Origin of the sequence: Ornithinimicrobium sediminis (assembly GCF_021272345.1) — a bacterium.
Taxonomy (GTDB): Bacteria; Actinomycetota; Actinomycetes; order Actinomycetales; family Dermatophilaceae; genus Ornithinicoccus; species Ornithinicoccus sediminis_B.
Window position 1 is genome coordinate 468977 of the sequence record NZ_JAJSDQ010000001.1, and the last position, 20910, is coordinate 489886.

The following is a 20910-nucleotide window of genomic DNA, read 5'->3' on the forward strand; positions in this document are numbered from 1 at the left end:
CCGTGACCCGTGGGGTGGAGGAACGATGAGCAGAGCCGGGCGGGCCCGCGACATCGCCGCACGCGCCGCATACGGGGGAGGCGGGCTGGCCGCTGCCGGGCTGGCGGGGGTCGCGGTCATCAAGGCGGAGGTCCAGATCGCCCGGCGCCTCATCGGCGACGGGCCAGGAGCCTCCCAGGACGACAACGGCACCTACGGGGCGGGCGTCGGAGAGCCGTTCCGCCTGCTCGTGCTGGGTGACAGCACCGCCTCGGGCGTGGGGGCGGACAGCCCGCGCGACACCATCGGCGCCACGGTCGCCACCGGCATCGCCGCACTCACGGGACGCCCGGTGCACCTGCGCAACGCCAGCCGCAGCGGCTCCACCTCCGTGTCACTGCCCGCGCAGGTCGAGCGCGGCCTGGAGCTGCTGCCCGACGCGCAGGCCGCGCTCGTCATGATCGGCACCAACGACGTCAAGGACCGCCTCGACGAGGCCGAGTCGGTGCGCTGCCTGGCCGAGGCCGTCACGACGCTGCGCGCCGCCGGGGTGGAGGTCGTCGTCGGCACCTGCCCCGACCTGGGCACCATCCGGCCGGTCCCGCAGCCGCTGCGCTGGCTGGCCCAGCGCTGGAGCCGCGACCTGGCTGCCGCCCAGACCGTCGCCGTGGTCGAGGCGGGCGGTCGCACCGTGTCCCTGGGTGACCTGCTCGGCCCCGACTTCCACACGCTGCACGAGGAGCTGTTCAGCTCCGACCGCTTCCACCCCTCCTCGGCGGGCTACGCCCGGGCGGCGGCCGTCGTGCTGCCCAGCATCCTGGACGCGCTCGGGCTGGTCACCGCCGACTCCGGCCGTGCCCCCGACTACCGGCGCGGGGAGTCGGTCCAGCCGCTGGCCGCTGCCGCCCAGGACGCCGTGGACGAGCCGGGCAGCGAGGTCAGCCAGGCCGAGGTCGACGGGCACACCCGCAGCGCCCGTGGTCGCTGGGCCCAGCTGCTGCGCCGCCAGCGCCCGGCGCCGGGTGCGGTCGTCGGGGAGCCGCCCGCCGCGACGGAGACGTCGCAGACCGGGCCGGCCGCCCAGCCGGAGGCTCAGGCGTAGTCGCGGTCCAGGGCGTCCTCGAGGCGCAGCAGCGGCAGGTCGTGCGCCTCGCTGACCCCCTCGTTGGTCACCTGTCCGTCCACCGTGTTGAGGCCCGGCGCGAGCACGGGGTCGTCCCGCAGCGCCTGCTGCCACCCCTTGTCCGCGAGCGCCACGGCATACGGCAGGGTCACGTTGGTCAGCGCGAAGGTGGAGGTGCGCGGCACGGCCCCGGGCATGTTGGCCACGCAGTAGAAGACCGAGTCGTGCACGGTGTAGGTCGGGTCGGCGTGCGTCGTCGCGTGAGAGTCCTCGAAGCAGCCCCCCTGGTCGATCGCGATGTCGACGAGCACGCTGCCCGGCTTCATCCGGCTGACCATCTCGTTGGTGACCAGACGGGGCGCCTTGCGTCCCGGCACGAGCACCGCACCGATGACCATGTCGGCCTCCAGGACGTGTCGCTCGAGCTCGAACTGGTTGGAGGTCACCGTCTTGAGCCGCCCGTTCCAGCGGCGGTCGAGCACGCGCAGCTTCTCGACGTCCTTGTCCAGCACGGTGACGTCGGCCCACAGGCCCATCGCCATGGTGGCGGAGTGGGAGCCCGAGACACCACCGCCCAGCACCACCACCTTGGCCGGGTCGACCCCGGAGACCCCGCCCATGAGCAGGCCGCGGCCGCCGTTGGCACGCATCATCGCGTGCGCGCCGGCCTGGGGTGCCAGACACCCGGCGACCTCGCTCATCGGGTAGAGCAGCGGCAGCGCGCCGTTCGGCAGCTGCACCGTCTCGTAGGCGATCGAGGTGGTGCCGGCCTCGAGCAGGGCGTCGGTGCAGGGCCGGGAGGCGGCCAGGTGCAGGTAGGTGAACAAGGTCAGGTCCGAACGGAGACGGTGGTACTCCTCCTCGACGGGCTCCTTGACCTTCAGGACCATCTCGGCGCTGCCCCAGGTCTCGTCCGCGTCCGGCGCGATGGCGGCACCGGCGGAGGTGAACTCCTCGTCCGTGATGGACGACCCGAGGCCGGCGTCGTGCTCGATGACGACCTCGTGCCCGTGCTGCACCAGCTCGTGCACGCCGGCCGGCGTGAGGGCGACGCGGTACTCGTGGTTCTTGACTTCCTTGGGCACACCGATACGCACGGCTGGCACCTCACTTCGTTGTGAGCGGACTGCTGACGCGGCCATCGTGGCAGCACCCGTGTGGCCCCCGCACGCCGGGGGCCGCGCCGGACCGTCCTACACTCACCGGTAACCCCGCAACCACCCTGGAGGAAGCATGCCCGAGGCCGTCATCGTCGCCGCCAAGCGCACCCCGATCGGGCGCGCCTTCAAGGGGTCGCTCACGAGCGTGCGCCCCGACGACCTCGCCGTCGGCGTCATCCGCGCCGCCCTCGACGAGGTGCCCGCGCTCGACCTGAGCACGATCGACGACCTCTACCTCGGGTGCGCCGAGCCGTGGGGCGAGCACGGGTCCAACATGGCCCGCGTCGTCTCGGTGCTCCTCGGCCAGGACGGCCTGCCCGGCGCGACCGTGAACCGCTTCTGCGCCTCCTCGGTGCAGACCACCCGCATGGCCTTCCACGCCATCAAGGCCGGTGAGGGTGACGTCTTCGTCAGCGCCGGAGTCGAGTGCGTCTCGCGCTACGTCGACTTCGCGGGGGCGGGGGGCTCCAAGGCCGACTGGCAGAACCCGGCCTTCGCCGACGCACAGGCCCGGTCGCGGGAGACCGCAGAGACCAACCGCACCTGGACCGACCCGCGGGAGGACGGGCTGCTGCCCGACATCTACCTGGCCATGGGCCAGACGGCGGAGAACGTCGCGACCGCGCGTGGTGTCAGCCGGCAGCGCCAGGACGAGTGGGGCGTGAGCAGCCAGAACCGCGCGGAGGCCGCGATCGCCGCCGGCATCTTCGACACCGAGATCTCGCCGGTCACGCTGTCCGACGGCACCGTCGTGACCAGGGACGACGGCCCGCGGGCGGGCGTGACCTACGAGAAGGTCTCGACCTTGCAGCCGGTGTTCCGCCCCGACGGCACCGTCACCGCCGGCAACTGCTGCCCGCTCAACGACGGGGCTGCCGCCCTCGTCGTCATGAGCGAGACCCGGGCAGCCGAGCTCGGCCTGACGCCCCTGGCGCGCATCGTCTCGACCGGCATCAGCGCCCTCTCCCCCGAGGTCATGGGCCTGGGCCCGGTGGAGGCCTCGCGGCAGGCGCTGGCCAGGGCGGGGATGACGATCGGGGACATGGACCTCTACGAGATCAACGAGGCCTTCGCCGCGCAGGTGCTGCCGAGCGCCGACGACCTCGGCATGGACCTCGACCGGCTCAACGTGCACGGTGGCGCCATCGCCCTGGGCCACCCCTTCGGCTCCACGGGGGCGCGCATCTCCACGACCCTCATCAACGCGCTGCAGCGCACCGACGGCCAGTTCGGTCTGGAGACCATGTGCGTCGGAGGGGGCCAGGGGATGGCTGTCGTCCTCGAGCGCCTGTCCTGACCCCTCCCCCCGCGTTGCTCGGGAGTTTGCACCCCTGACCGACACGTTGCCAGGGAGACTGCACCCCTGACCGAGGCCAAGGAGGTCCAGGCCTGCGTGACCCCCGCTCGTCACGGTGAACCGCACAGAACCCCTGGCACCACGGATCCAGGGCCGGAATCTCCCTGGCAACACGGATCCAGGGCCGGAATCTCCCTGGCAACGCGGGAGGGTGGTATCAGGGCAGGGCGCGGCGCAGGTCCGTGAGCCGGGTCGCCAGCACCCCCAGCGAGCGTGCGTCGTCGGCGAGCCCCACGCGGGCGTGGTCGAACACCACGACCCGCAGCTGGTCCATCAGCACCGCCGGCCCGAGGTCGGGCACCGGCTGCGGCGGCAGGTGCTCACGGGCGGCCACCTCGTCGGCCAGGTCCTGGACGAGCTCACGCACCGCCGGGACAGCAGAGAGCGCGTGGTCCAGCGGCAGCTGATGCCACCGCCGGACCACGCGCTCCAGCTCTGCTGCCACCGTGGCCCGCGCGTCAGCGCTGCCGGTGGCTGACACCTCAGTCGTTGTTGGCGAGGATCGCGAACAGACGCAGGAACTCGATGTAGAGCCACACCAGGCTGGCGACGAGCCCGTGACCCATCAGCCAGGAGTACTGCTCCGGCGCGCCGGCCTTCACACCGCGGTCGATCGAGTCGAAGTCGATGGCCAGGGAGTAGGAGGCCATCCCGACACCGAAGAGCGAGACGATGATGCCCAGCGGGCCGCCGTAGATGCCCCAGCCGTCACCGAAGCCGAGGAAGCCGGCGCCGATGTTGATCAGCAGGAAGACCAGGTAGCCCATGGCCATCATGCCGAAGACGCGGCGCGACTTGCTGGTGACCTTGATGAAGCCGACCTTCCAGGCCAGGAACATGCCGGCGAAGGTGCCCAGCGTGGCCACGACCGCGGTGCTCACCACACCGGGGTACATCGCCTCGAAGGTGACGCTCACGGCGCCGAGGAAGGCACCCTGCAGCACGGCGTGGACCATGATGACCGGGACGTTGACCGTCTTGGCGCGGGCGATCACGAAGCTGAGCGCCAGCGAGCCGAACATGCCCAGCAGCCAGATCGGCATGGCCAGGCCGGGCTGGGCCCCCACGAAGAACCACGTCGCGCCGGCGACGGCCAGCACGACCGTGAAGATCCCCAGGGACTTCATGATGACGTCGTCCAGGGTCAGCCGCCCGGTCTGGGCCGGACCGGCCGGAGGCTGCTGGTACATCTGCTCCAGCTGCTCGGGCGACATGCTCTGGGACGGGCCGGGGTAGCCCATCGGAGCCCCCTGCTGCCCCTGCGCGGAGCCCTGCGGAGCGCTGTGCTGCTGCGGGGCGCCGAAACCGGCATACCCGCTGGTCTCCTTGTTGATCCGGTCGAACACCGGGTTGGTGGCCATCTGCCCTCCATGGTCGTTGGTCTGGACGCACACGTGCGTCGTCACAGGATAGAGCGTCCGGCTGAACTCCGTTGTTCCCGTCAACACGTGTGACACAGCCGGTCGCCCACAGGGGGGCACTGTCACATCTGAGCGGGTGCCGCTAGTCTTCCGTCCTCTGGTCGCACGCAGGTGCGCACAGGGCCTCGACGACCGACGGAAGCAAGGTATGCCGTGCACGCTCCACGTCCTCACCGCCGCCTGGTAGGCGGCCTCGCCGTGCTCATGCTGGGGCTCACCACCGCACCTGCAGCCGTCAGCACGACGCACCCGGCCCAGGCGGCGCACCTGGCCGCGAGCGTCTCCACCCAGCGCGCGGAGACCCCGCAGGGCTACCCTCGCCAGACCGTGCTCACCGAGCCCGCGGTCGACGAGTCCGACGCGGCCCTCAAGCCGGGTCTCACGGCATACCACGAGATCGCGCCGATGCTCAACGAGCTGCAGACCGTCTCGGACCGGGTCAGTGTCGAGGTCATCGGCACCTCGACGAACGGCCGGGAGATCTACCTGGTGACGCTCACGGCGCCGGAGACCACCGGGGAGGCGCAGCGGCAGGAGCAGATGCGGCGCCGCATCCTCGAGCAGCCCGAGCAGGCACAGCGCAACCGCACCATCGCCCGTGACTACAAGGTGCCGGTCTTCGTCAACGCCAACATCCACGGCAACGAGTGGGAGGGCACGGACGCCGCACTGCGGCTCGTCGAGGAGTACGCCACGTCGACGGACCCGCAGGTGCTGGAGACGCTGGCCTCCACCCGGATCTCGCTCGTGGTGTCGATGAACCCCGACGGCCGCGTGGGCAACGCACGGTCCAACGCCGCCGGCTTCGACCTCAACCGGGACTTCATCACCGCCGCCCAGCCGGAGACCCGGGTCGTGCGCGACGCGATCGTCCGGATCCAGCCGATGATGCTCATCGACCTGCACGGCTATGTCAACGGCACCCTCGTCGAACCCACGACCCCACCCCACGCCGAGAACCTCGAGTTCGACCTCATGCTCACGCATGCCCTGCCGAACGGCCTCGGCATCGAGCACGCCATCCTCGACCTGGGCTACACCTTCGAGCGCGACGGGGTGCGGGCACCGCAGATCCCGTTCCGCGACTGGGACGAGGGCTGGGACGGCTGGCCGCCGATCTTCACCCCGCAGTACGCCGCGCTGCACGGTGCCGCCGCAGCGACGATCGAGTTCCCGCTGCGCATCAACAACAACGCCTACGGCTCCCCCGCGGCGGAGCTGGCACGCCGGGCGGAGATCAACACCGACATCGCGCACGCCTCGATCACCGCGACGCTGGAGTATGCCGTGGCGCACCGTGCCGAGCTCGTCGCCGACCAGGTCGAGTGGTACCGCCGCGGTGTCACCGGCGCGACCCAGGTGCCGGTCACCGAGACCGGCCTTCCCGGCGCCGGCCCCGAGGACGTCTACCTCACGGAGTACCCGCGCGGCTACGTCATCCCGGTGGGCGAGGGCCAGCGCTCGGCCCCTGCTGCCGCCCGGCTCGTGGACCACCTGGTGGCCAACGGCGTCGAGGTGACCCGTGCCAGCAGGCCGGTGGCCGTCGAGGGCAGCACCTACCCGGCCGGCTCCTACGTCGTCGACATGCAGCAGGCCAAGCGCGGCATCGCCGGCGTCATCCTCGGCCCCGGCACCGACATCTCGACCCGGGTCGACCGGATGTACGACATCTCCGGGTGGAGCCACGCCCTGCTCTGGGGTGCCGACGTCGTGACCGTGCCGGCCGACAGCAGGCTGCGGGCCACCGGCCCCGCCGTGACCGAGGCGACGCAGACGGGAGGGCTCCAGGGCAGCGGCCCGTGGCTCCTGCAGCTCGCGGACGTCTCCGACGCCGCCGCGTTCAACGACCTGCTCGCCGCCGGTGTCGCCCTCACCTGGACCGACGAGGGCGATGTCGTGGTGCCCGCCGAGGCGGCCACCGAGGCAGCAGCGGTCGTGGCGGAGCACGGGGTGGTCCTGAGCCCCGGCACCGCGGCCGCCGGCGAGACCGTCGAGTCCCTCGAGGTCGCTGTGGCCGCCACGTCCGCGGAGGTCTGGGCGCTCGGCGAGATGGGCTTCTCCGTCACACCGGTGAGCAACGCCGCCCTCAACGCCGGCTTCGACTGGTCCGGTGTGGACACCTTCTACGCCTCGTCCGGTGTCAGCTGGGGAGGCCTGAACGCGCAGGCACGCGCAGACCTGACCGCCTTCCTCGCCGAGGGCGGTGGTCTCGTGGGCCGCGGAGCGACCGGGGCCTCGGTCAACTCCGCGCTCGACGCCCTCGAGGTGACCACCGTGGCCGGACGCAACGACGCCAACGGCGTCGTGCGGGTGGACAGCACCGACGGTCCGCTGACCGCCACCGCCACCCCGCACACCTTCGTCTCGGCACCGCGCTGGTTCACCGGCCTGGGCGAGGACGTCGAGGTGGCCCAGCGCTTTGCCGCCGACGACCTCGTGGTCAGCGGGCACTGGCGCCCCACGGGGAGCGGTGCGGGCGGACCGGGCTCGGCGGCCGGCCAGGCCGTGATGGTGCACGGGGTCGACTCCGAGGGCGACACGGCCGGAGCCAGGGTCGCTCTCTTCGGCAGCGAGCCCCTCTACCGCGCCCACCCCAAGGGCCAGTACGGCCTGGTGGCCAGGGCCCTGGTGTGGACGGGTCTGGACGGCTGAGTCGAGGCCGTCGGTGGTCCGTGCCAGCATGGCGCGCATGAGTGAGCATGCCGGCACGGGCCTGGACGAGGCCCTGACCAAGATGCGGTCCGTCGGGGTCGCACCCCCCGCCGTCGACGTCTTCGCGCGTTACTGGCAGCAGCTGTGCGAGGGGGTGACCGGCACGATCGGCGAGGACGAGATCGACCCCGTGGAGACCCTCGACGCGCTCGAGGACCTCGACCCGGACGCCGACACCGAGGCGCTCGCCCACACCGCCGTCGTCAAGCTCAACGGCGGTCTCGGCACGTCGATGGGCATGGACCGCGCCAAGTCCCTCTTGCCCGTGCGCGAGGACCAGAGCTTCCTCGACCTCATCGCCCGGCAGGTCCGGCACGCTCGGGAGATGACGGGTGCCCGGCTCCCCCTGGTGCTCATGCACAGCTTCAGCACCCGGGACGACTGCCTCGAGGCGCTGGGGGCGCACCCGGACCTGCCGGTCGACGGCATCCCGCCTGACTTCCTCCAGAGCCAGGAGCCCAAGCTGCGCGCCGATGACCTGCGCCCCGTGGAGTGGCCACCGGACCCCAGCCTGGAGTGGTGCCCGCCCGGGCACGGGGACCTCTACGTCTCCCTGCTCACCTCCGGGGTGCTGGACGACCTCGTCGACGCAGGCTTCCGCTACGCGTTCGTCTCAAACAGCGACAACGTCGGGGCGTCCCCCTCGGCGGCGATCGCCGCCTGGTTCGCCGGCTCCGGGGCGCCCATGGCGCTGGAGGTGTGCCGCCGCACTGCCGCCGACCGCAAGGGCGGGCACCTCGCGGTGCGCCGCAGCGACCAGCGGCTGGTGCTCCGCGAGAAGGCCCAGGTCGCCGAGCAGGACAGCGCGGCCTTCGCCGACATCGGACGGCACCGCTACTTCAACACCAACAACCTGTGGCTGGACCTGCAGCAGGTGCGCGACGCCCTGGCTGCCCGCGACGGCGTGCTCGGGCTGCCGATGATCCGCAACGACAAGACGGTCGACCCGACCGACCCCTCCTCCACGCCGGTCGTGCAGATCGAGAGCGCCATGGGCGCCGCCATCGAGGTCTTCGACGACGCGACCGCGATCGAGGTGCCGCGGTCCCGGTTCCGGCCCGTGAAGACCACGGAGGACCTGCTCCTGCTGCGCTCCGACGCCTTCGAGCTCTTCGAGGACGGCACCCTCGACCCTGTCGTCGACCCGCTGCCGCTCGTCACGCTCGGTGACGACTACGCGGCCATCCGCGACTTCGAGCAGCGTTTCCCCCACGGCGCGCCCTCCCTGCGGCAGGCCACCTCGCTCACGGTCGAGGGCGACTGGACCTTCGGCCAGGGGGTCGAGGTGCGCGGCGAGGTGCACCTGGCCGACACCGGCAGCGCCGAGCGCATCGACGACGGTGACGTGCTGGAGGGGCATCGCGGGGCCGACGGCTGAGGGTGCCCCCGACGGGACTCGAACCCGCACTGGACCCATTTTAAGTGGGCTGCCTCTGCCGGTTGGGCTACGAGGGCAGGGCCAGGCTACCCAGCCTGACACCCACCCAGGGTGAGGCCCACTCAGAGCCGGGCGACCACCGCGTCGAGCATCTGCTCGGTCAGCCTGCCGGTGAAGGTGTTCTGCTGGCTCACGTGGTAGCTCCCGAGCAGCCGCACCGACCGGCCGGAGGTGGTCACCAGGTCGGCCTGGGCGCCGTGCCCGAAGCGGGGCTTGGGCCGAGGCACCTGCCACCCCAGCTCACGGGCCGCCGCCAGGGCCGCGTCCCAGCCGATGGACCCCAGGGCCAGCATCGAGCGCAGGTGCGGCTCGGCCAGCTGTAGGTCCCGCAGCAGCCAGGGTCGGCAGGTCGCCTTCTCCTCGGTGCTCGGCCGGTTGTCCGGAGGTGCGCACCGCACGGCCGCCACGATACGGACGCCGACCAGCGCCTGGCCGTCACCGCTGTGCTCGCTGGTCGGCTGCACGGCATACCCCGCGCGGTGCAGGGCTGCGTAGATCCAGTCGCCGCTGCGGTCACCGGTGAACATGCGGCCGGTGCGGTTGGTGCCGTTCGCCGCCGGGGCCAGCCCCACCACCAGCACGGGGGCCTGCGGGTCGCCGAAGCCGGCCCCGGGCCGGCCCCAGTACGGCTGGTCGGCGAAGGACGCGCGGCGCCCGGAGGTCGCCACCGACTCCCGCCAGGCGACCAGGCGTGGACAGGCACAGCAGACCGAGACGCGGGCGTCCAGCGTCGGGACGTCCGGTGCCGAGCGAGCCAGCCGCCGCACACCTGCCGCGGTGCGGGCCACCGGGGTGCTCGCGTCGGCCGGGTCGCCGGGCCACCCCGTGCCCGGTGGCACCGGGGAGCCGAAGAGCTCACCGGTCACCGGGTGCGGGTCCCTGACCGGCACGGCGCTAACGGTCGAGGACCTGCGACAGCGCGATGCCGTCGAGGATGTCGTGCTCGGAGGCCCGCACCGTCTCCAGGCGCGCGTCGCGCTGCAGACGCTGCACCACCGTGCGCCACACCAGGGCGCCGGCGCCGATCACGTCGACCCTGCCGGGGTGCATGAAGCCCAGCGCGGCGCGCTGCTCGCGGGTGAGGCGGACCAGGTCGGTCGCGGCGTTGACCACGTCCTCGACGGCCAGCTCGGCACCGTGGATGCGGTGCGGGTCGTATGCCGTGAGCCCCAGCGCGTGCGCCGTCACCGTCGTCACCGAGCCGGCCAGGCCCACGAGCGTGTGCACCCGCGTGAGGTCGACGTCCTCCGCGACACGGTCGATGGCCCGGGTGATGTCGGCCAGGGCCGCCCACACCTCGTCCTCGGTGGGCGGGTCGCCGCGCAGGTGGCGCTCGGTCATCCGCACGCACCCGATGTCGACCGAGCTGGCCTGCTCGACCCCCGCCTCTCCGAGGACGAACTCGGTCGACCCGCCACCGATGTCGACCACGAGGTAGGGCGCGGGCACGGAGGCGGACCGCAGGTCGGTCGTGGCTCCGGTGAAGGCGAGCTCGGCCTCCTCGCGCCCGGTCACGACCTCGGGGGTGGTGCCGAAGTACTCGAAGCCGTGCTCGACCCCGGCCACGAAGTCGTCGGCGTTGGCGGCGTCGCGGGTGGCGGAGGTCGCGACGAAGCGCACCGAGGCGCACCCGGCCTCCCCGCAGGTGGCGGCATACTGACGGGCCACGATGAGGGTGCGCTCCATGGCCTCCTCGGAGATCCGTCCGGTGGCGTCCAGGCCCTCGCCCAGCCGCACGACGCGCATCTGCCGGGTGACCTCGCGCAGCCCGCCCTCGGCGTCGACGTCGGCGATGAGCAGGCGGATGGAGTTGGTGCCGCAGTCGATGGCGCCGACCCGTGTGCCGGTCATGAGTCCTCCCCGTCGTCCTCGGCGGCACAGCAGCCGCCCTCCCACCACCGGGGCAGCGCGGCCAGCGCCTCGTCGCCCAGTGGGTTCACACCCGGCCCGACCGCGAGCGCGTGCGCCACGAGGACGTGCAGGCACTTGACCCTCGTCGGCATCCCGCCGGCGGAGACCCCGGCGATCTCGGGCACCTCCCCGAGCTCGGCACGGCGGCGCAGGTAGTCCTCGTGTGCCTCGGCATATGCGACCGCGAGCTCCTCGTCGACGGCCAGCCGCTCGGTCATCTCCCGCATCAGCCCCTCGCTCTCGAGGGTCGACACGGCGCCGGTCAACCGTGGGCAGGTGGCGTAGAACGTGGTCGGGAACGGGGTGCCGTCGGGCAGCCGGGGCTCGGTGCGCACCACCGTCGGGCACCCGCACGGGCACCGGTGCGCGACCTCCACCACCCCGCGCGGCGGGCGGCCCAGCTGTCGCTCCACGGCAGCGAGGTCCTCCGCCGCTGCCGCGGGGCGATGCTCAACGCCGGTCACGGGACTCGATCTCGGGCAGGGCCTCGTTGGCGACCTTGACGGACTCCCAGACCTCGCCGTACCACGGGCGCAGCTCGTGGATGTCCGCGGTCACCGGCGCCATGCCGGGCACCGCCTCGGTCAGCTGCTCACCGGTGTCGTCGAGAACCGTGAACGCGGTCTCCCCCGGTCGCACGAAGCGCAGCCGCTCGCGGGCCTGGTGCTCGACGAAGTCGGGGTCGTCCCACCGGGCCACCTGGCCCTCGAGCGCCGTGATCTCCTGCTGGCGGGTCTCGATGTCCTGCTCCAGCGCGCTGATCTCCTGGCGCTGCTGCAGGTAGCCGGACACCGTCGGGAACAGGAAGACGCTCAGCAGCACGACGACCAGGGCGACGCCGGCGAGCTTCCACACCTGGGGTGCGCCGGGGCCCGGGCGGCGGGCCGGCGGCGCGACGTCCCGGTCACCGCGGTCCACGGGCTGCCCGGGGCGGGTGTTGCGCGCCCCGGGCCTGGTCGTCGACCCCGGCCGCCGGGTGCTGCTCGCCCGGCCGGGTCGTCGGGACTGCCCGCTGCTGGCCATCGGTGTGCCGTGCCTCTGCCCGGTCGTCTCAGGCCTGGAAGCGCGGGAACGCCCCGGCGCCGGCGTAGACGGAGGCCTCGTCGAGCTCCTCCTCGATGCGCAGGAGCTGGTTGTACTTGGCCACGCGCTCCGAGCGCGCCGGGGCCCCGGTCTTGATCTGGCCGCAGTTGGTCGCCACCGCCAGGTCGGCGATGGTGACGTCCTCGGTCTCGCCCGAGCGGTGGCTCATCATGCAGCGGAAGCCGCTGGTCTGCGCCAGGGTGACCGCGTCGAGGGTCTCGGTGAGCGAGCCGATCTGGTTCACCTTGACGAGCAGGGCGTTGGCCGCGGCCTCGTCGATGCCCCGCTGCAGACGGGTCGGGTTGGTGACGAAGAGGTCGTCACCCACGATCTGCACCCGGTCGCCGAGGCGCCCGCACAGGGCGGTCCACCCGGCCCAGTCGTCCTCGTGCAGGGGGTCCTCGATGGACACCAGCGGGTAGTCCTCGACCAGCTGCGCGTAGTAGTCGGTCATCTCCTCGGCCGACCTGGTGCCGCCCTCGAAGGCGTAGGAGCCGTCGTCGAAGAACTCGCTGGCAGCCACGTCGAGGGCCAGCGCGATGTCGGTGCCGGGGGTGTAGCCCGCCTTCTCGATGGCCTCCAGGATGAGGTCGAGCGCCGCGCGGTTGGACTCCAGGTCGGGCGCGAAGCCGCCCTCGTCGCCCAGCCCGGTGGCCAGCCCGCGGCTCTTCAGCACGCCCTTGAGCGCGTGGTAGACCTCAGCGCCCCAGCGCAGCGCCTCACGGAAGGAGCCCGCACCGACCGGGGCGATCATGAACTCCTGGATGTCGACGTTGGAGTCGGCGTGGGAGCCACCGTTGAGGATGTTCATCATCGGCACCGGCAGGACGTGGGCGTTGGGCCCACCGAGGTAGCGGAACAGCGGCAGGCCGGCAGACTCGGCTGCTGCCTTGGCGACGGCCAGGGAGACACCGAGGATGGCGTTGGCGCCGATCTCACCCTTGTTGTCGCTGCCGTCGATGGCGATCATCTCGTTGTCCACGAGCCGCTGCTCGCTGGCGTCGAAGCCCAGCAGCCGCGGCTCGAGGTCGTCCATCACGGCGGCGACGGCCTGCTCGACACCCTTGCCGAGGTAGCGGCTCTCGTCACCGTCCCGTCGCTCCACGGCCTCGAAGGCACCGGTCGAGGCACCGGAGGGCACGGCGGCGCGGGCGACCGTGCCGTCGTCCAGGCCGACCTCGACCTCGACGGTCGGGTTGCCGCGGGAGTCCAGGATCTCGCGGGCAATGATGGCGTCGATGACTGCCATGGGCACTCCTACAGGTGGTGAGTGGTCGGGCACGTGCACGTTGGTGTCGAGCCTATCGGCCCCGGGGTGCCCTCGCGCGGACCGACCCGCGCCCCCTCACGCCTCCAGCTCGGCGGCCAGGTCGCGCAGCAGCGCCCGCAGCGCGGCAGGCAGGTCGACGTCCTCCGCCCGGGCTCGCAGCACGAGGTCCATGACTGCCGCGCCGTATGCCGTGGCGCCGGCTCCCGCCTCGTGCGCGCGCTCGTCCAGCCGCCCGCGCAGCCAGCCGCCCCGTCCGGCCCGCTCCAGGCGGGAGGCGACCTTCGCGGCCCGGGCGAGCTCCGGCATACCGACCGGGATCCCGTCGAGCACGTGCTCGCGGTGCGGCTTCTCGGCCGCCTTGAGCTGCTCCCAGGAGGCCTCGACGGCCTGCGGGGTCGTGGCAGAGCGCTCGCCCCTGGCGAACACGTGCGGGTGCCGGCGCACCAGCTTGGCGACCAGGGCGGCCGCGACGTCGTCGATGTCGAAGGGGTCCTCGTCGTGCTCCAGCGCCACCCGGGCGTGGAAGAGCACCTGCAGCAGCACGTCGCCGAGCTCCTCGGCCATGTGCTCACGGTCCCCCGACTCCAGCGACTCGACGGCCTCGTAGGCCTCCTCGACGAGGTAGGGGGTGAGGGAGGTGTGGGTCTGCTCGGCGTCCCACGGGCACCCACCCGGCGAGCGCAGCCGGTCCATCACGGCGACGGCGTCGAGCAGCCGGGCGCCCGGCACGTCCCAGGACCCGACGAGCACCTCGAGCTCGGGGGCCTCCTCGCGGCGGGTGAGCTCGGCTGCGAGCGCCTCGGCCAGCCCCGGGTCGGCGTCGGCCGAGCCGACCCAGACGACCTCCTGGTCGGCGGACCGGTCGAGCAGCCGGCGGGCGAGCTCGTCCGGGGCCGCCGCGCCCAGCACCTCCACCGTGACGCCCGCGTGCTGCAGCGCCTCGACGAGAGGCTGGCCGGCATCGCGGGCGAGCACCGCTCCGGCCCCCTCGAGGGCCCGCCACGCCTGGCGCGACAGCAGCCCGGGGGCCACCCGCGGGGAGGTCAGCAGCAGGATCACTCGACGGGTGCGATCCACTCCGGAGCCTCGTCGACGACGACCGCCTGCGCGGGGTCCCAGGTGCCGTAGCGCGGGTTGACCTCGACCCCCAGCTCCTCGAAGTCGGCCTCGGTGACCTCGTTGAGCCGCTCCAGGACGTCCTCGGCCTCCGGGTTCTGCAGGGTCGTGGGGTCCTGCAGGAGCGCGAGGTACTGACGGGTGCGTGCGACGTCGACCGTGAGGTCGGTCGGCTCGGACAGGCCGCTCTCCCGCAGCAGGTCGGTGACCTCGCCGTCGGTGATCTCGAGGGCGGTGCCGGCCATCACCCGGTCCAGGATGTCGGTGCGGGTCAGCTCGTTGAGCACGTTCGCCGGCTCGGTCGGGGCGGCTGCGATGGAGTTGAGCTGGCCGGTCGTCTCCTGCAGCTCGGCGGTGCCGATGGTGCGGCCGCTGATGGTCGCGGCCTCGTCGGCGGAGAGTCCGGAGCACGCGCTCAGGAGCAGTGCGGCGGCGAGGGTCGTAGCAGTCAGGGTCGATCGCGTCACGCGGCCCATCATGTCACCCGGCATCGGTCAGCGTGTCGCCGCCGCCGCGATGTCGTCGAGCAGGACGGCCCGGACGAGCCGCGAGGCCCAGTCGAGCACGGCACGGTCGCGCAGCGGCCTGCCGCCCACCCGGGCCGTCTTCGGGGCCGGCACCAGGATGGTGCGGGTCGTCGGCTTGACGATGGTGCCCGGGTAGAGACGGTTGAGCCGCAGCTGCTGGCTCTCACGCAGCCCCTCGACCGGCGCGAACCGGATGCTCTGGCCCTGCACAGCGATGTCGCTGATGCCGGCGGCCCGGGCCACCGTGCGCAGCCGGGCGACCTCCAGCAGCGTCTCGACCGGCTCGGGCGGGGCGCCGTAGCGGTCGAGGAGCTCCTCGTGGATGGCGGCCAGCTCCTGCTCGTCCTTGACCTGGGCCAGCTTGCGGTAGGCCTCCAGACGCAGCCGCTCCCCCGGCACGTAGTCGTGCGGGAGGTGGGCGTCCACCGGCAGCTCGATCCTGACCTCGACCGGCCCCTGCTCCTCCTCGCCCTTGAACTCCGCGACGGCCTCGCCGACCAGGCGCACGTAAAGGTCGAAGCCGACACCGGCGATGTGGCCCGACTGCTCGCCGCCGAGCAGGTTGCCGGCGCCGCGGATCTCCAGGTCCTTCATCGCCACGGCCATGCCGGCACCGAGGTCGGTGTGCCCGGCGATCGTCTGCAGCCGGTCGACGGCCGTCTCGGTGAGCGGCTTCTCCGGAGGGTAGAGGAAGTAGGCGTAGGCACGGTCACGGCCGCGCCCGACCCTGCCGCGCAGCTGGTGCAGCTGGGACAGGCCCATCTGGTCGGCCCGCTCCAGGATGAGGGTGTTGGCGTTGGAGATGTCCAGGCCGGTCTCGACGATGGTGGTGCACACGAGCACGTCGGAGCGACGCTCCCAGAAGTCGACGACGACCTCCTCGAGCTTGTGCTCGCCCATCTGCCCGTGCGCCACGGCGACCCTGGCCTCGGGCACCAGGTCGCGCAGGCGGGCTGCGGCACGCTCGATGGAGCTGACCTTGTTGTGCACGTAGAACACCTGGCCGTCCCGCAGCAGCTCGCGCCGGATGGCGGCGCTGATCTGCTTCTCGTCGTAGCCACCGACGAAGGTCAGCACGGGGTGGCGCTCCTCCGGCGGCGTCGCCAGGGTCGACATCTCGCGGATGCCGGTGACCGCCATCTCCAGCGTGCGCGGGATCGGGGTCGCCGACATGGCGAGCACGTCGACGTTCGTGCGCAGCGCCTTGAGCTGCTCCTTGTGCTCCACCCCGAAGCGCTGCTCCTCGTCGATGACGACCAGCCCGAGGTCCTTGAAGCGCACCGAGCTCGAGAGCAGCCGGTGCGTGCCGATCACCAGGTCGACCGACCCGTCGGCCAGGCCGGCGACGGTCTCCCGCGCCTCCTTGTCGCTCTGGAAGCGGGACAGGGCCCGCACCGTGACCGGGAACTGCGCGTAGCGCTCGGAGAAGGTCTGGAAGTGCTGCTGCACGAGCAGCGTCGTGGGCACCAGCACGGCGACCTGCTTGCCGTCCTGGGCCGCCTTGAAGGCGGCGCGGACCGCGATCTCGGTCTTGCCGTAGCCGACGTCACCGCAGATCAGCCGGTCCATGGGGACCGACTGCTCCATGTCCGCCTTGACCTCCTCGATGCTCGAGAGCTGGTCGGGGGTCTCGGTGAACGCGAAGGCGTCCTCGAGCTCACGCTGCCAGGGGGTGTCCGGGGAGAACGCGTGACCGACAGTGGCCATCCGTGCGCTGTAGAGCCGGATCAGCTCACCGGCGATCTGGCGCACGTGCCGCCGGGCGCGGGACTTGGTCTTCTGCCAGTCCGAGCCGCCCAGGCGGTTCAGCGTCGGGGACTCGCCACCGACGTAGCGGGTGACCTGGTCGAGCTGGTCGGTGGGGACGTACAGCCGGTCCCCGGGCTGTCCCTTCTTGGACGCGGAGTACTCGAGCACCAGGTACTCCCGTGTGGCCCCCTGCACGGTGCGCTGCGCCATCTCCACGAAGCGGCCCACACCGTGCTGCTCGTGCACCACGAAGTCACCCGGGCGCAGCTGCAGGGGGTCGACCTGGCCCCGCCGGCGCGACGGCATACGGCGCATGTCCTTGGTCGACCCACCGGTGCCCGGCTGGCCGGTCAGGTCGGTCTCCCCCACCAGCACCAGCCGGGCACCGGGCAGGTCGAAGCCGCCGGTGACCGTCGCCGTGGTGACGTGCACCATGTCCGGGGCCAGGTCGCGCAGCGGGGTGTCGAGGCGGTGTGCGACGTCGTGCTCCCCGAGCAGCTCGGCGACCCGCTTGGCCAGCCCTGCGCCCTCCAGGGCGACCACCACGCGCCGGCCCTCCTCCAGCCAGCGGCGCAGGTCACCGACGACTGCCTCGATGTCTCCCCGGTAGGCCTCGACCGGGGTGGCCTCGACGCGCAGCTGGGCGTCGAGGCCCGGACCGTCCTGCGGGTCGGCGAACCAGGCCAGGCCCTCGTCGGAGGCGAACGGCGTGACCGTCCACCAGGAGCGCCCGGTGCCCAGCGTGTGCTCCCGCGCCTCCCCGAGGCCGAGGTAGGAGGCGGTGCCCAGCACCTGCTGCAGGTCCACCGGCACGACATTGCCCGCTGCCGCGTTGGCCCAGCTGGCCTGCAGGAACTCCTCGCTCGTGGCCACCAGGTCGTGTGCCCGTGTGCGCACCCGCTCCGGGTCCAGCACCAGCACGCGCGCCTGCTCCGGCAGCACGTCGACGAGCGTCTCCATCCCGTCCACCAGGGCGGGGGCCAGCGACTCCATGCCCTCCACGGCGATGCCCTCGGCCAGCTTGGCGCACAGGTCGGCGACGCCGGGCAGCTGCGCCCCCAGCTCCGCGGCACGGGCCCGGACCTCGTCGGTGAGCAGGACCTCGCGGCACGGAGGCGCCCAGAGCCCGTGCTGGGCGATCTCGAGCGAGCGCTGGTCGGCGACCTTGAACCAGCGCACCTCCTCGACCGTGTCCCCCCAGAACTCGACCCGCAGCGGGTGCTCCTCGGTGGGCGGGAAGACGTCGAGCAGACCCCCGCGCACCGCGAACTCCCCGCGGCGCTCGACCAGGTCGGTGCGCGTGTAGGCGGCCCCCACGAGGGCCTCGACCACGTCCTCCAGGGCCCGCTCGTCGCCGGGGCGCAGCTGCACCGGCTCGAGCTCGCCGAGGCCCCGCACCACCGGCTGCAGGACCGCCCGGACGGATGCCACGACGACGCGCAGCGGTCCGTAGACCGCGTCGTCGGGGTCGGGGTGGGTGAGACGACGCAGCACCGCGAGCCGGCGTCCCACGGTGTCGCTACGCGGGCTCAGCCGCTCGTGCGGCAGGGTCTCCCAGCTGGGGAAGGTCGCCACGCTGTCGGCCGGGACGTAGTCGGCCAGCGCCGTCGCCAGGTCGTCCGCCTCGCGCCCGGTGGCGGTGACCGCGAGCACCGTCGAGTGCTCGGCGAGCAGGGCTGCCAGCGGCGGGTGCATGCCGCGACCGGCGACGACGTCGGCGGTGCCGCGGACGTCGTCGGCGGCAGCCGTGACGGCGCGGACGCCGGGATCGGTGCGGATCAGATCCAGGGCGGCGGTGAGGGGCATGGAGTCCTTCGGCGCGGGACAGGGACCCCCAGAGGGGGAACCGTCGGTGGAAGGTGCAAGTCTAAGGCTCGGTTGCGCACTCGCGTGGCCCGAGGGGAGGATCGTCCACGTGCACGACACCGGAGCTGTCCACCAGGCGTCGAGGCGCCGTGCCGCCCGAGCGGCCGCGGCGCTGCTCCTGGCGGCCTGGGTCCTGCTCGGCGTCCCGTCCACGCTGCTGGGTGCGGCGTATGCCGAGGAGCCGGTCGACCTGCCGGGGCAGGTCTACGACCCGGCAGGGGCGCTCTCGGGCGAGGAGGACCGGGTCGAGGCCGCCCTGGAGCGCCTGGAGGAGGAGACCGGGCTGATCCTCTACGTGGCCTACGTCGACCGCTTCGAGGGCGCCGGGGGCAACAGCGGCGCCGAGTGGGCTCAGGCCACCTACGACACCTCGGGCATGGGCGGCAACAACGTCCTGCTGGCGGTCGCGGTCGAGGAGCGCGCCTACGGCTCCGCCGCCGACACCGCGAGCGGGCTGACCCCCGAGTCCGTCGCCGCCGTCGAGACCGACTTCATCGTCCCGGCGCTGCGTGAGGACGACTGGGTCGGCGCCGTCGAGGCCGCCGCGGACGGGTACGTCGCGTGGGCCGGCGGCGACCTGGACGGTGGCACACAGACCTACCCCGGAGGTGAGGGGGGCCTGGGCACGGACAGCGCGTTCGGCCTGCCGTGGCTCGTCTTCGCCCCGCTGGTCGCGGTCGGGGGTGTGGCCGTGGTCAGCCGCCTCGGCAACAAGGCGGCCCGACGCGGAGGCGGACGCACCGCCGGCGACCCGGCGGAGCCCGCCTCGGCGCAGGGCATGCCGACCCTGGAGCTGCAGCGCCTGGCCGCCGAGTCGCTCGTGGGCCTGGACAACGCCGTCCGCTCCGCCGAGGAGGAGCTGGCCTTCGCCGAGGCCCAGTTCGGCCAGCAGCGCACCGCCCAGTTCGGCGCGGTGCTGGCCCAGGCCAAGGCGCAGGCCCGCGAGGCCTTCCGCATCCGCCAGGAGCTCGACGACGCCGACCGCGAGGCGGAGCCCGTCGAGCGGACCATGCTCGGCCAGATCATCGACCTGTCGCGCGCCGCCACCGGGAACCTCGAGGCCGGCACCCAGGAGTTCGCCGAGCTGCGCTCGCTGCAGGACCGGGCGCCCGAGCTCCTCGACGACCTCGACCGTGGCCGGCAGGAGGTCTCCCGCCGGCTCCCCACGGCCGAGCAGGTCGTCCGGGGGCTCGAGGCGCGCTACCCCGCGCAGTCGCTGGTGACCGTGCATCGGCATCGCGAGCAGGCCGCACGGCTCCTCGGCAGCGTCGAGGGGTTCGTCGAGGAGGGCCGCCGGGCCCTGGCCGGCGACGACCGCGCGTCCGCCGTGGCAGCGGCCCGGTCGGCCGAGGCCGCCCTCGGGCAGGCCGTGCGCCTGCTCGACCAGATCGACCGGGCCGGCGACGACCTGGCCAACTCCGTGCAGTCGCTCTCGGAGGCCATCAGCTCCATCACCGCGGACATCCAGGACGCCGGCCGGCTCGCACCCCAGGACCCGACGGTGCGGCAGGCCGTGGACCGAGCACGCGAGGCCGTGCAGCGCGGCCAGGAGGCCGGCCGTGGCGGTGACCCCCTCGCTGCGCTCGCAGCGCTCGACAGTGCCGAGCACGACCTGGACACCGTCCTCGAGCCGATGCGCGAGTCCGAGGAGCACCAGAGCAAGATGCGGCGCGACTTCGACCAGCGGGTGGCCCGCGTGGGGGCCCGGCTGCGCAGCATCGACGAGACGATCGCCACCCGGCGCGGGGCCGTCGACAGCGGAGCCCGCACCCGCATCTCCGAGGCGCTGCGCCTCTTCGACCAGGCCCAGGCTGCGGCCGACCAGGACATCACGCAGGCGGCCGGCCTGCTGAACCGCGCCGAGCAGCTCGGCGAGCAGGCCCTGGCCCAGGCCGACGACGACGTCGACCGCTGGTCCGGGCCTGGCCCGCACCGACGGGGCAACCAGGGCATCGACATCGGCTCCCTCGTGCTGGGCGGCATCCTGCTCGGCGGTGGCCGGGGCGGTGGCTCCTCGTGGGGCGGCAGCGCAGGCGGGTTCGGTGGCGGTCGGGGTAGTTTCGGGGGAGGTGGCGGCTTCGGCGGGGGCGGCAGCTTCGGCAGCGGCGGGAGGTTCTAGCCCGGGCCCACGACCACACCCGCATCACGGCATACCAGGGGTCTCCGCACCCGATGAGGGGACCTGGACGTACACGAAA

General features: G+C 72.9%; 16 protein-coding genes and 1 tRNA gene. 5 read left to right on the forward strand and 12 right to left on the reverse strand.

Features of this window, described 5'->3' with window-relative positions:
- Nucleotides 1-25: 25 nt before the first annotated feature.
- Nucleotides 26-1081: an SGNH/GDSL hydrolase family protein gene (locus LVO85_RS02100; protein ID WP_232745743.1), complete on the forward strand. Its 1056-nt coding sequence runs from the start codon at nucleotides 26-28 to the stop codon at nucleotides 1079-1081.
- Here LVO85_RS02100 and ald read toward each other — a convergent pair.
- A complete protein-coding gene (gene ald, locus LVO85_RS02105) occupies nucleotides 1072-2199 on the reverse strand; it encodes an alanine dehydrogenase (protein ID WP_232745744.1) in 1128 nt (375 codons plus the stop codon). The two genes, LVO85_RS02100 and ald, sit on opposite strands and share 10 nt — an antisense overlap.
- 136 nt (nucleotides 2200-2335) lie before the next feature.
- Here ald and LVO85_RS02110 point away from each other — a divergent pair, with 136 nt between their 5' ends.
- Nucleotides 2336-3559, forward strand: coding sequence for an acetyl-CoA C-acetyltransferase (locus LVO85_RS02110; protein ID WP_232745745.1), 1224 nt, complete (start codon nucleotides 2336-2338; stop codon nucleotides 3557-3559).
- A gap of 217 nt (nucleotides 3560-3776) precedes the next feature.
- On the opposite strand, the gene LVO85_RS02115 is transcribed toward LVO85_RS02110, so the two are convergent.
- Together LVO85_RS02115 and LVO85_RS02120 are read right to left on the reverse strand one after the other, a co-directional pair.
- Nucleotides 3777-4100, reverse strand: coding sequence for a hypothetical protein (locus tag LVO85_RS02115; protein WP_232745746.1), 324 nt, complete (start codon nucleotides 4098-4100; stop codon nucleotides 3777-3779).
- 1 nt (nucleotide 4101) lies between these two features.
- The gene (locus LVO85_RS02120; protein ID WP_232746173.1) at nucleotides 4102-4980 is read right to left on the reverse strand and encodes a Bax inhibitor-1/YccA family protein; all 879 of its coding nucleotides are present in this window, start codon (nucleotides 4978-4980) and stop codon (nucleotides 4102-4104) included.
- 213 nt (nucleotides 4981-5193) lie between these two features.
- Here LVO85_RS02120 and LVO85_RS02125 point away from each other — a divergent pair, with 213 nt between their 5' ends.
- A complete protein-coding gene (locus LVO85_RS02125) occupies nucleotides 5194-7692 on the forward strand; it encodes a M14 family zinc carboxypeptidase (RefSeq protein WP_232745747.1) in 2499 nt (832 codons plus the stop codon).
- Between the two features lie 37 nt (nucleotides 7693-7729).
- Complete coding sequence (locus LVO85_RS02130; RefSeq protein ID WP_232745748.1) at nucleotides 7730-9130, forward strand: UTP--glucose-1-phosphate uridylyltransferase; 1401 nt, start codon at nucleotides 7730-7732, stop codon at nucleotides 9128-9130.
- A gap of 3 nt (nucleotides 9131-9133) precedes the next feature.
- On the opposite strand, the gene LVO85_RS02135 is transcribed toward LVO85_RS02130, so the two are convergent.
- From LVO85_RS02135 to mfd, 9 genes are all read right to left on the reverse strand, one after another.
- Nucleotides 9134-9207: transfer RNA gene (locus tag LVO85_RS02135), tRNA-Leu, on the reverse strand.
- A gap of 45 nt (nucleotides 9208-9252) precedes the next feature.
- Nucleotides 9253-10080 (reverse strand): uracil-DNA glycosylase, encoded by an 828-nt coding sequence (locus LVO85_RS02140; RefSeq protein WP_332875396.1) that lies wholly within the window; start codon nucleotides 10078-10080, stop codon nucleotides 9253-9255.
- A gap of 4 nt (nucleotides 10081-10084) precedes the next feature.
- On the reverse strand, nucleotides 10085-11041 hold the full coding sequence (locus tag LVO85_RS02145; RefSeq protein ID WP_232745749.1) for a Ppx/GppA phosphatase family protein: 957 nt from the start codon (nucleotides 11039-11041) through the stop codon (nucleotides 10085-10087).
- On the reverse strand, nucleotides 11038-11565 hold the full coding sequence (locus tag LVO85_RS02150) for a DUF501 domain-containing protein (protein ID WP_232745750.1): 528 nt from the start codon (nucleotides 11563-11565) through the stop codon (nucleotides 11038-11040). Before LVO85_RS02150 ends, LVO85_RS02145 begins: the two co-directional genes overlap by 4 nt.
- Complete coding sequence (locus tag LVO85_RS02155) at nucleotides 11552-12124, reverse strand: FtsB family cell division protein (protein ID WP_232745751.1); 573 nt, start codon at nucleotides 12122-12124, stop codon at nucleotides 11552-11554. The genes LVO85_RS02150 and LVO85_RS02155 overlap by 14 nt, the downstream gene beginning before the upstream one ends.
- 28 nt (nucleotides 12125-12152) lie before the next feature.
- Nucleotides 12153-13433, reverse strand: coding sequence for a phosphopyruvate hydratase (gene eno, locus LVO85_RS02160; RefSeq protein ID WP_232745752.1), 1281 nt, complete (start codon nucleotides 13431-13433; stop codon nucleotides 12153-12155).
- A gap of 96 nt (nucleotides 13434-13529) precedes the next feature.
- Complete coding sequence (locus LVO85_RS02165; RefSeq protein WP_232745753.1) at nucleotides 13530-14531, reverse strand: MazG family protein; 1002 nt, start codon at nucleotides 14529-14531, stop codon at nucleotides 13530-13532.
- Nucleotides 14510-15037 (reverse strand): hypothetical protein, encoded by a 528-nt coding sequence (locus LVO85_RS02170; protein ID WP_232745754.1) that lies wholly within the window; start codon nucleotides 15035-15037, stop codon nucleotides 14510-14512. The genes LVO85_RS02165 and LVO85_RS02170 overlap by 22 nt, the downstream gene beginning before the upstream one ends.
- A gap of 27 nt (nucleotides 15038-15064) precedes the next feature.
- Nucleotides 15065-18652, reverse strand: coding sequence for a transcription-repair coupling factor (gene mfd / locus LVO85_RS02175; protein ID WP_232745755.1), 3588 nt, complete (start codon nucleotides 18650-18652; stop codon nucleotides 15065-15067).
- 109 nt (nucleotides 18653-18761) lie between these two features.
- Here mfd and LVO85_RS02180 point away from each other — a divergent pair, with 109 nt between their 5' ends.
- On the forward strand, nucleotides 18762-20831 hold the full coding sequence (locus LVO85_RS02180; RefSeq protein WP_232745756.1) for a TPM domain-containing protein: 2070 nt from the start codon (nucleotides 18762-18764) through the stop codon (nucleotides 20829-20831).
- Nucleotides 20832-20910 lie beyond the last annotated feature (79 nt).

Coding starts and splice junctions, on each gene's coding strand:
- eno (WP_232745752.1), bottom strand. CDS start 13,433: ATGGCAGTCATCGACGCCATCATTGCCCGCGAGATCCTGGACTCCCGC.
- LVO85_RS02155 (WP_232745751.1), bottom strand. CDS start 12,124: ATGGCCAGCAGCGGGCAGTCCCGACGACCCGGCCGGGCGAGCAGCACC.
- mfd (WP_232745755.1), bottom strand. CDS start 18,652: ATGCCCCTCACCGCCGCCCTGGATCTGATCCGCACCGATCCCGGCGTC.
- LVO85_RS02130 (WP_232745748.1), top strand. CDS start 7,730: ATGAGTGAGCATGCCGGCACGGGCCTGGACGAGGCCCTGACCAAGATG.
- LVO85_RS02100 (WP_232745743.1), top strand. CDS start 26: ATGAGCAGAGCCGGGCGGGCCCGCGACATCGCCGCACGCGCCGCATAC.
- LVO85_RS02145 (WP_232745749.1), bottom strand. CDS start 11,041: ATGACCGGCACACGGGTCGGCGCCATCGACTGCGGCACCAACTCCATC.
- LVO85_RS02110 (WP_232745745.1), top strand. CDS start 2,336: ATGCCCGAGGCCGTCATCGTCGCCGCCAAGCGCACCCCGATCGGGCGC.
- LVO85_RS02120 (WP_232746173.1), bottom strand. CDS start 4,980: ATGGCCACCAACCCGGTGTTCGACCGGATCAACAAGGAGACCAGCGGG.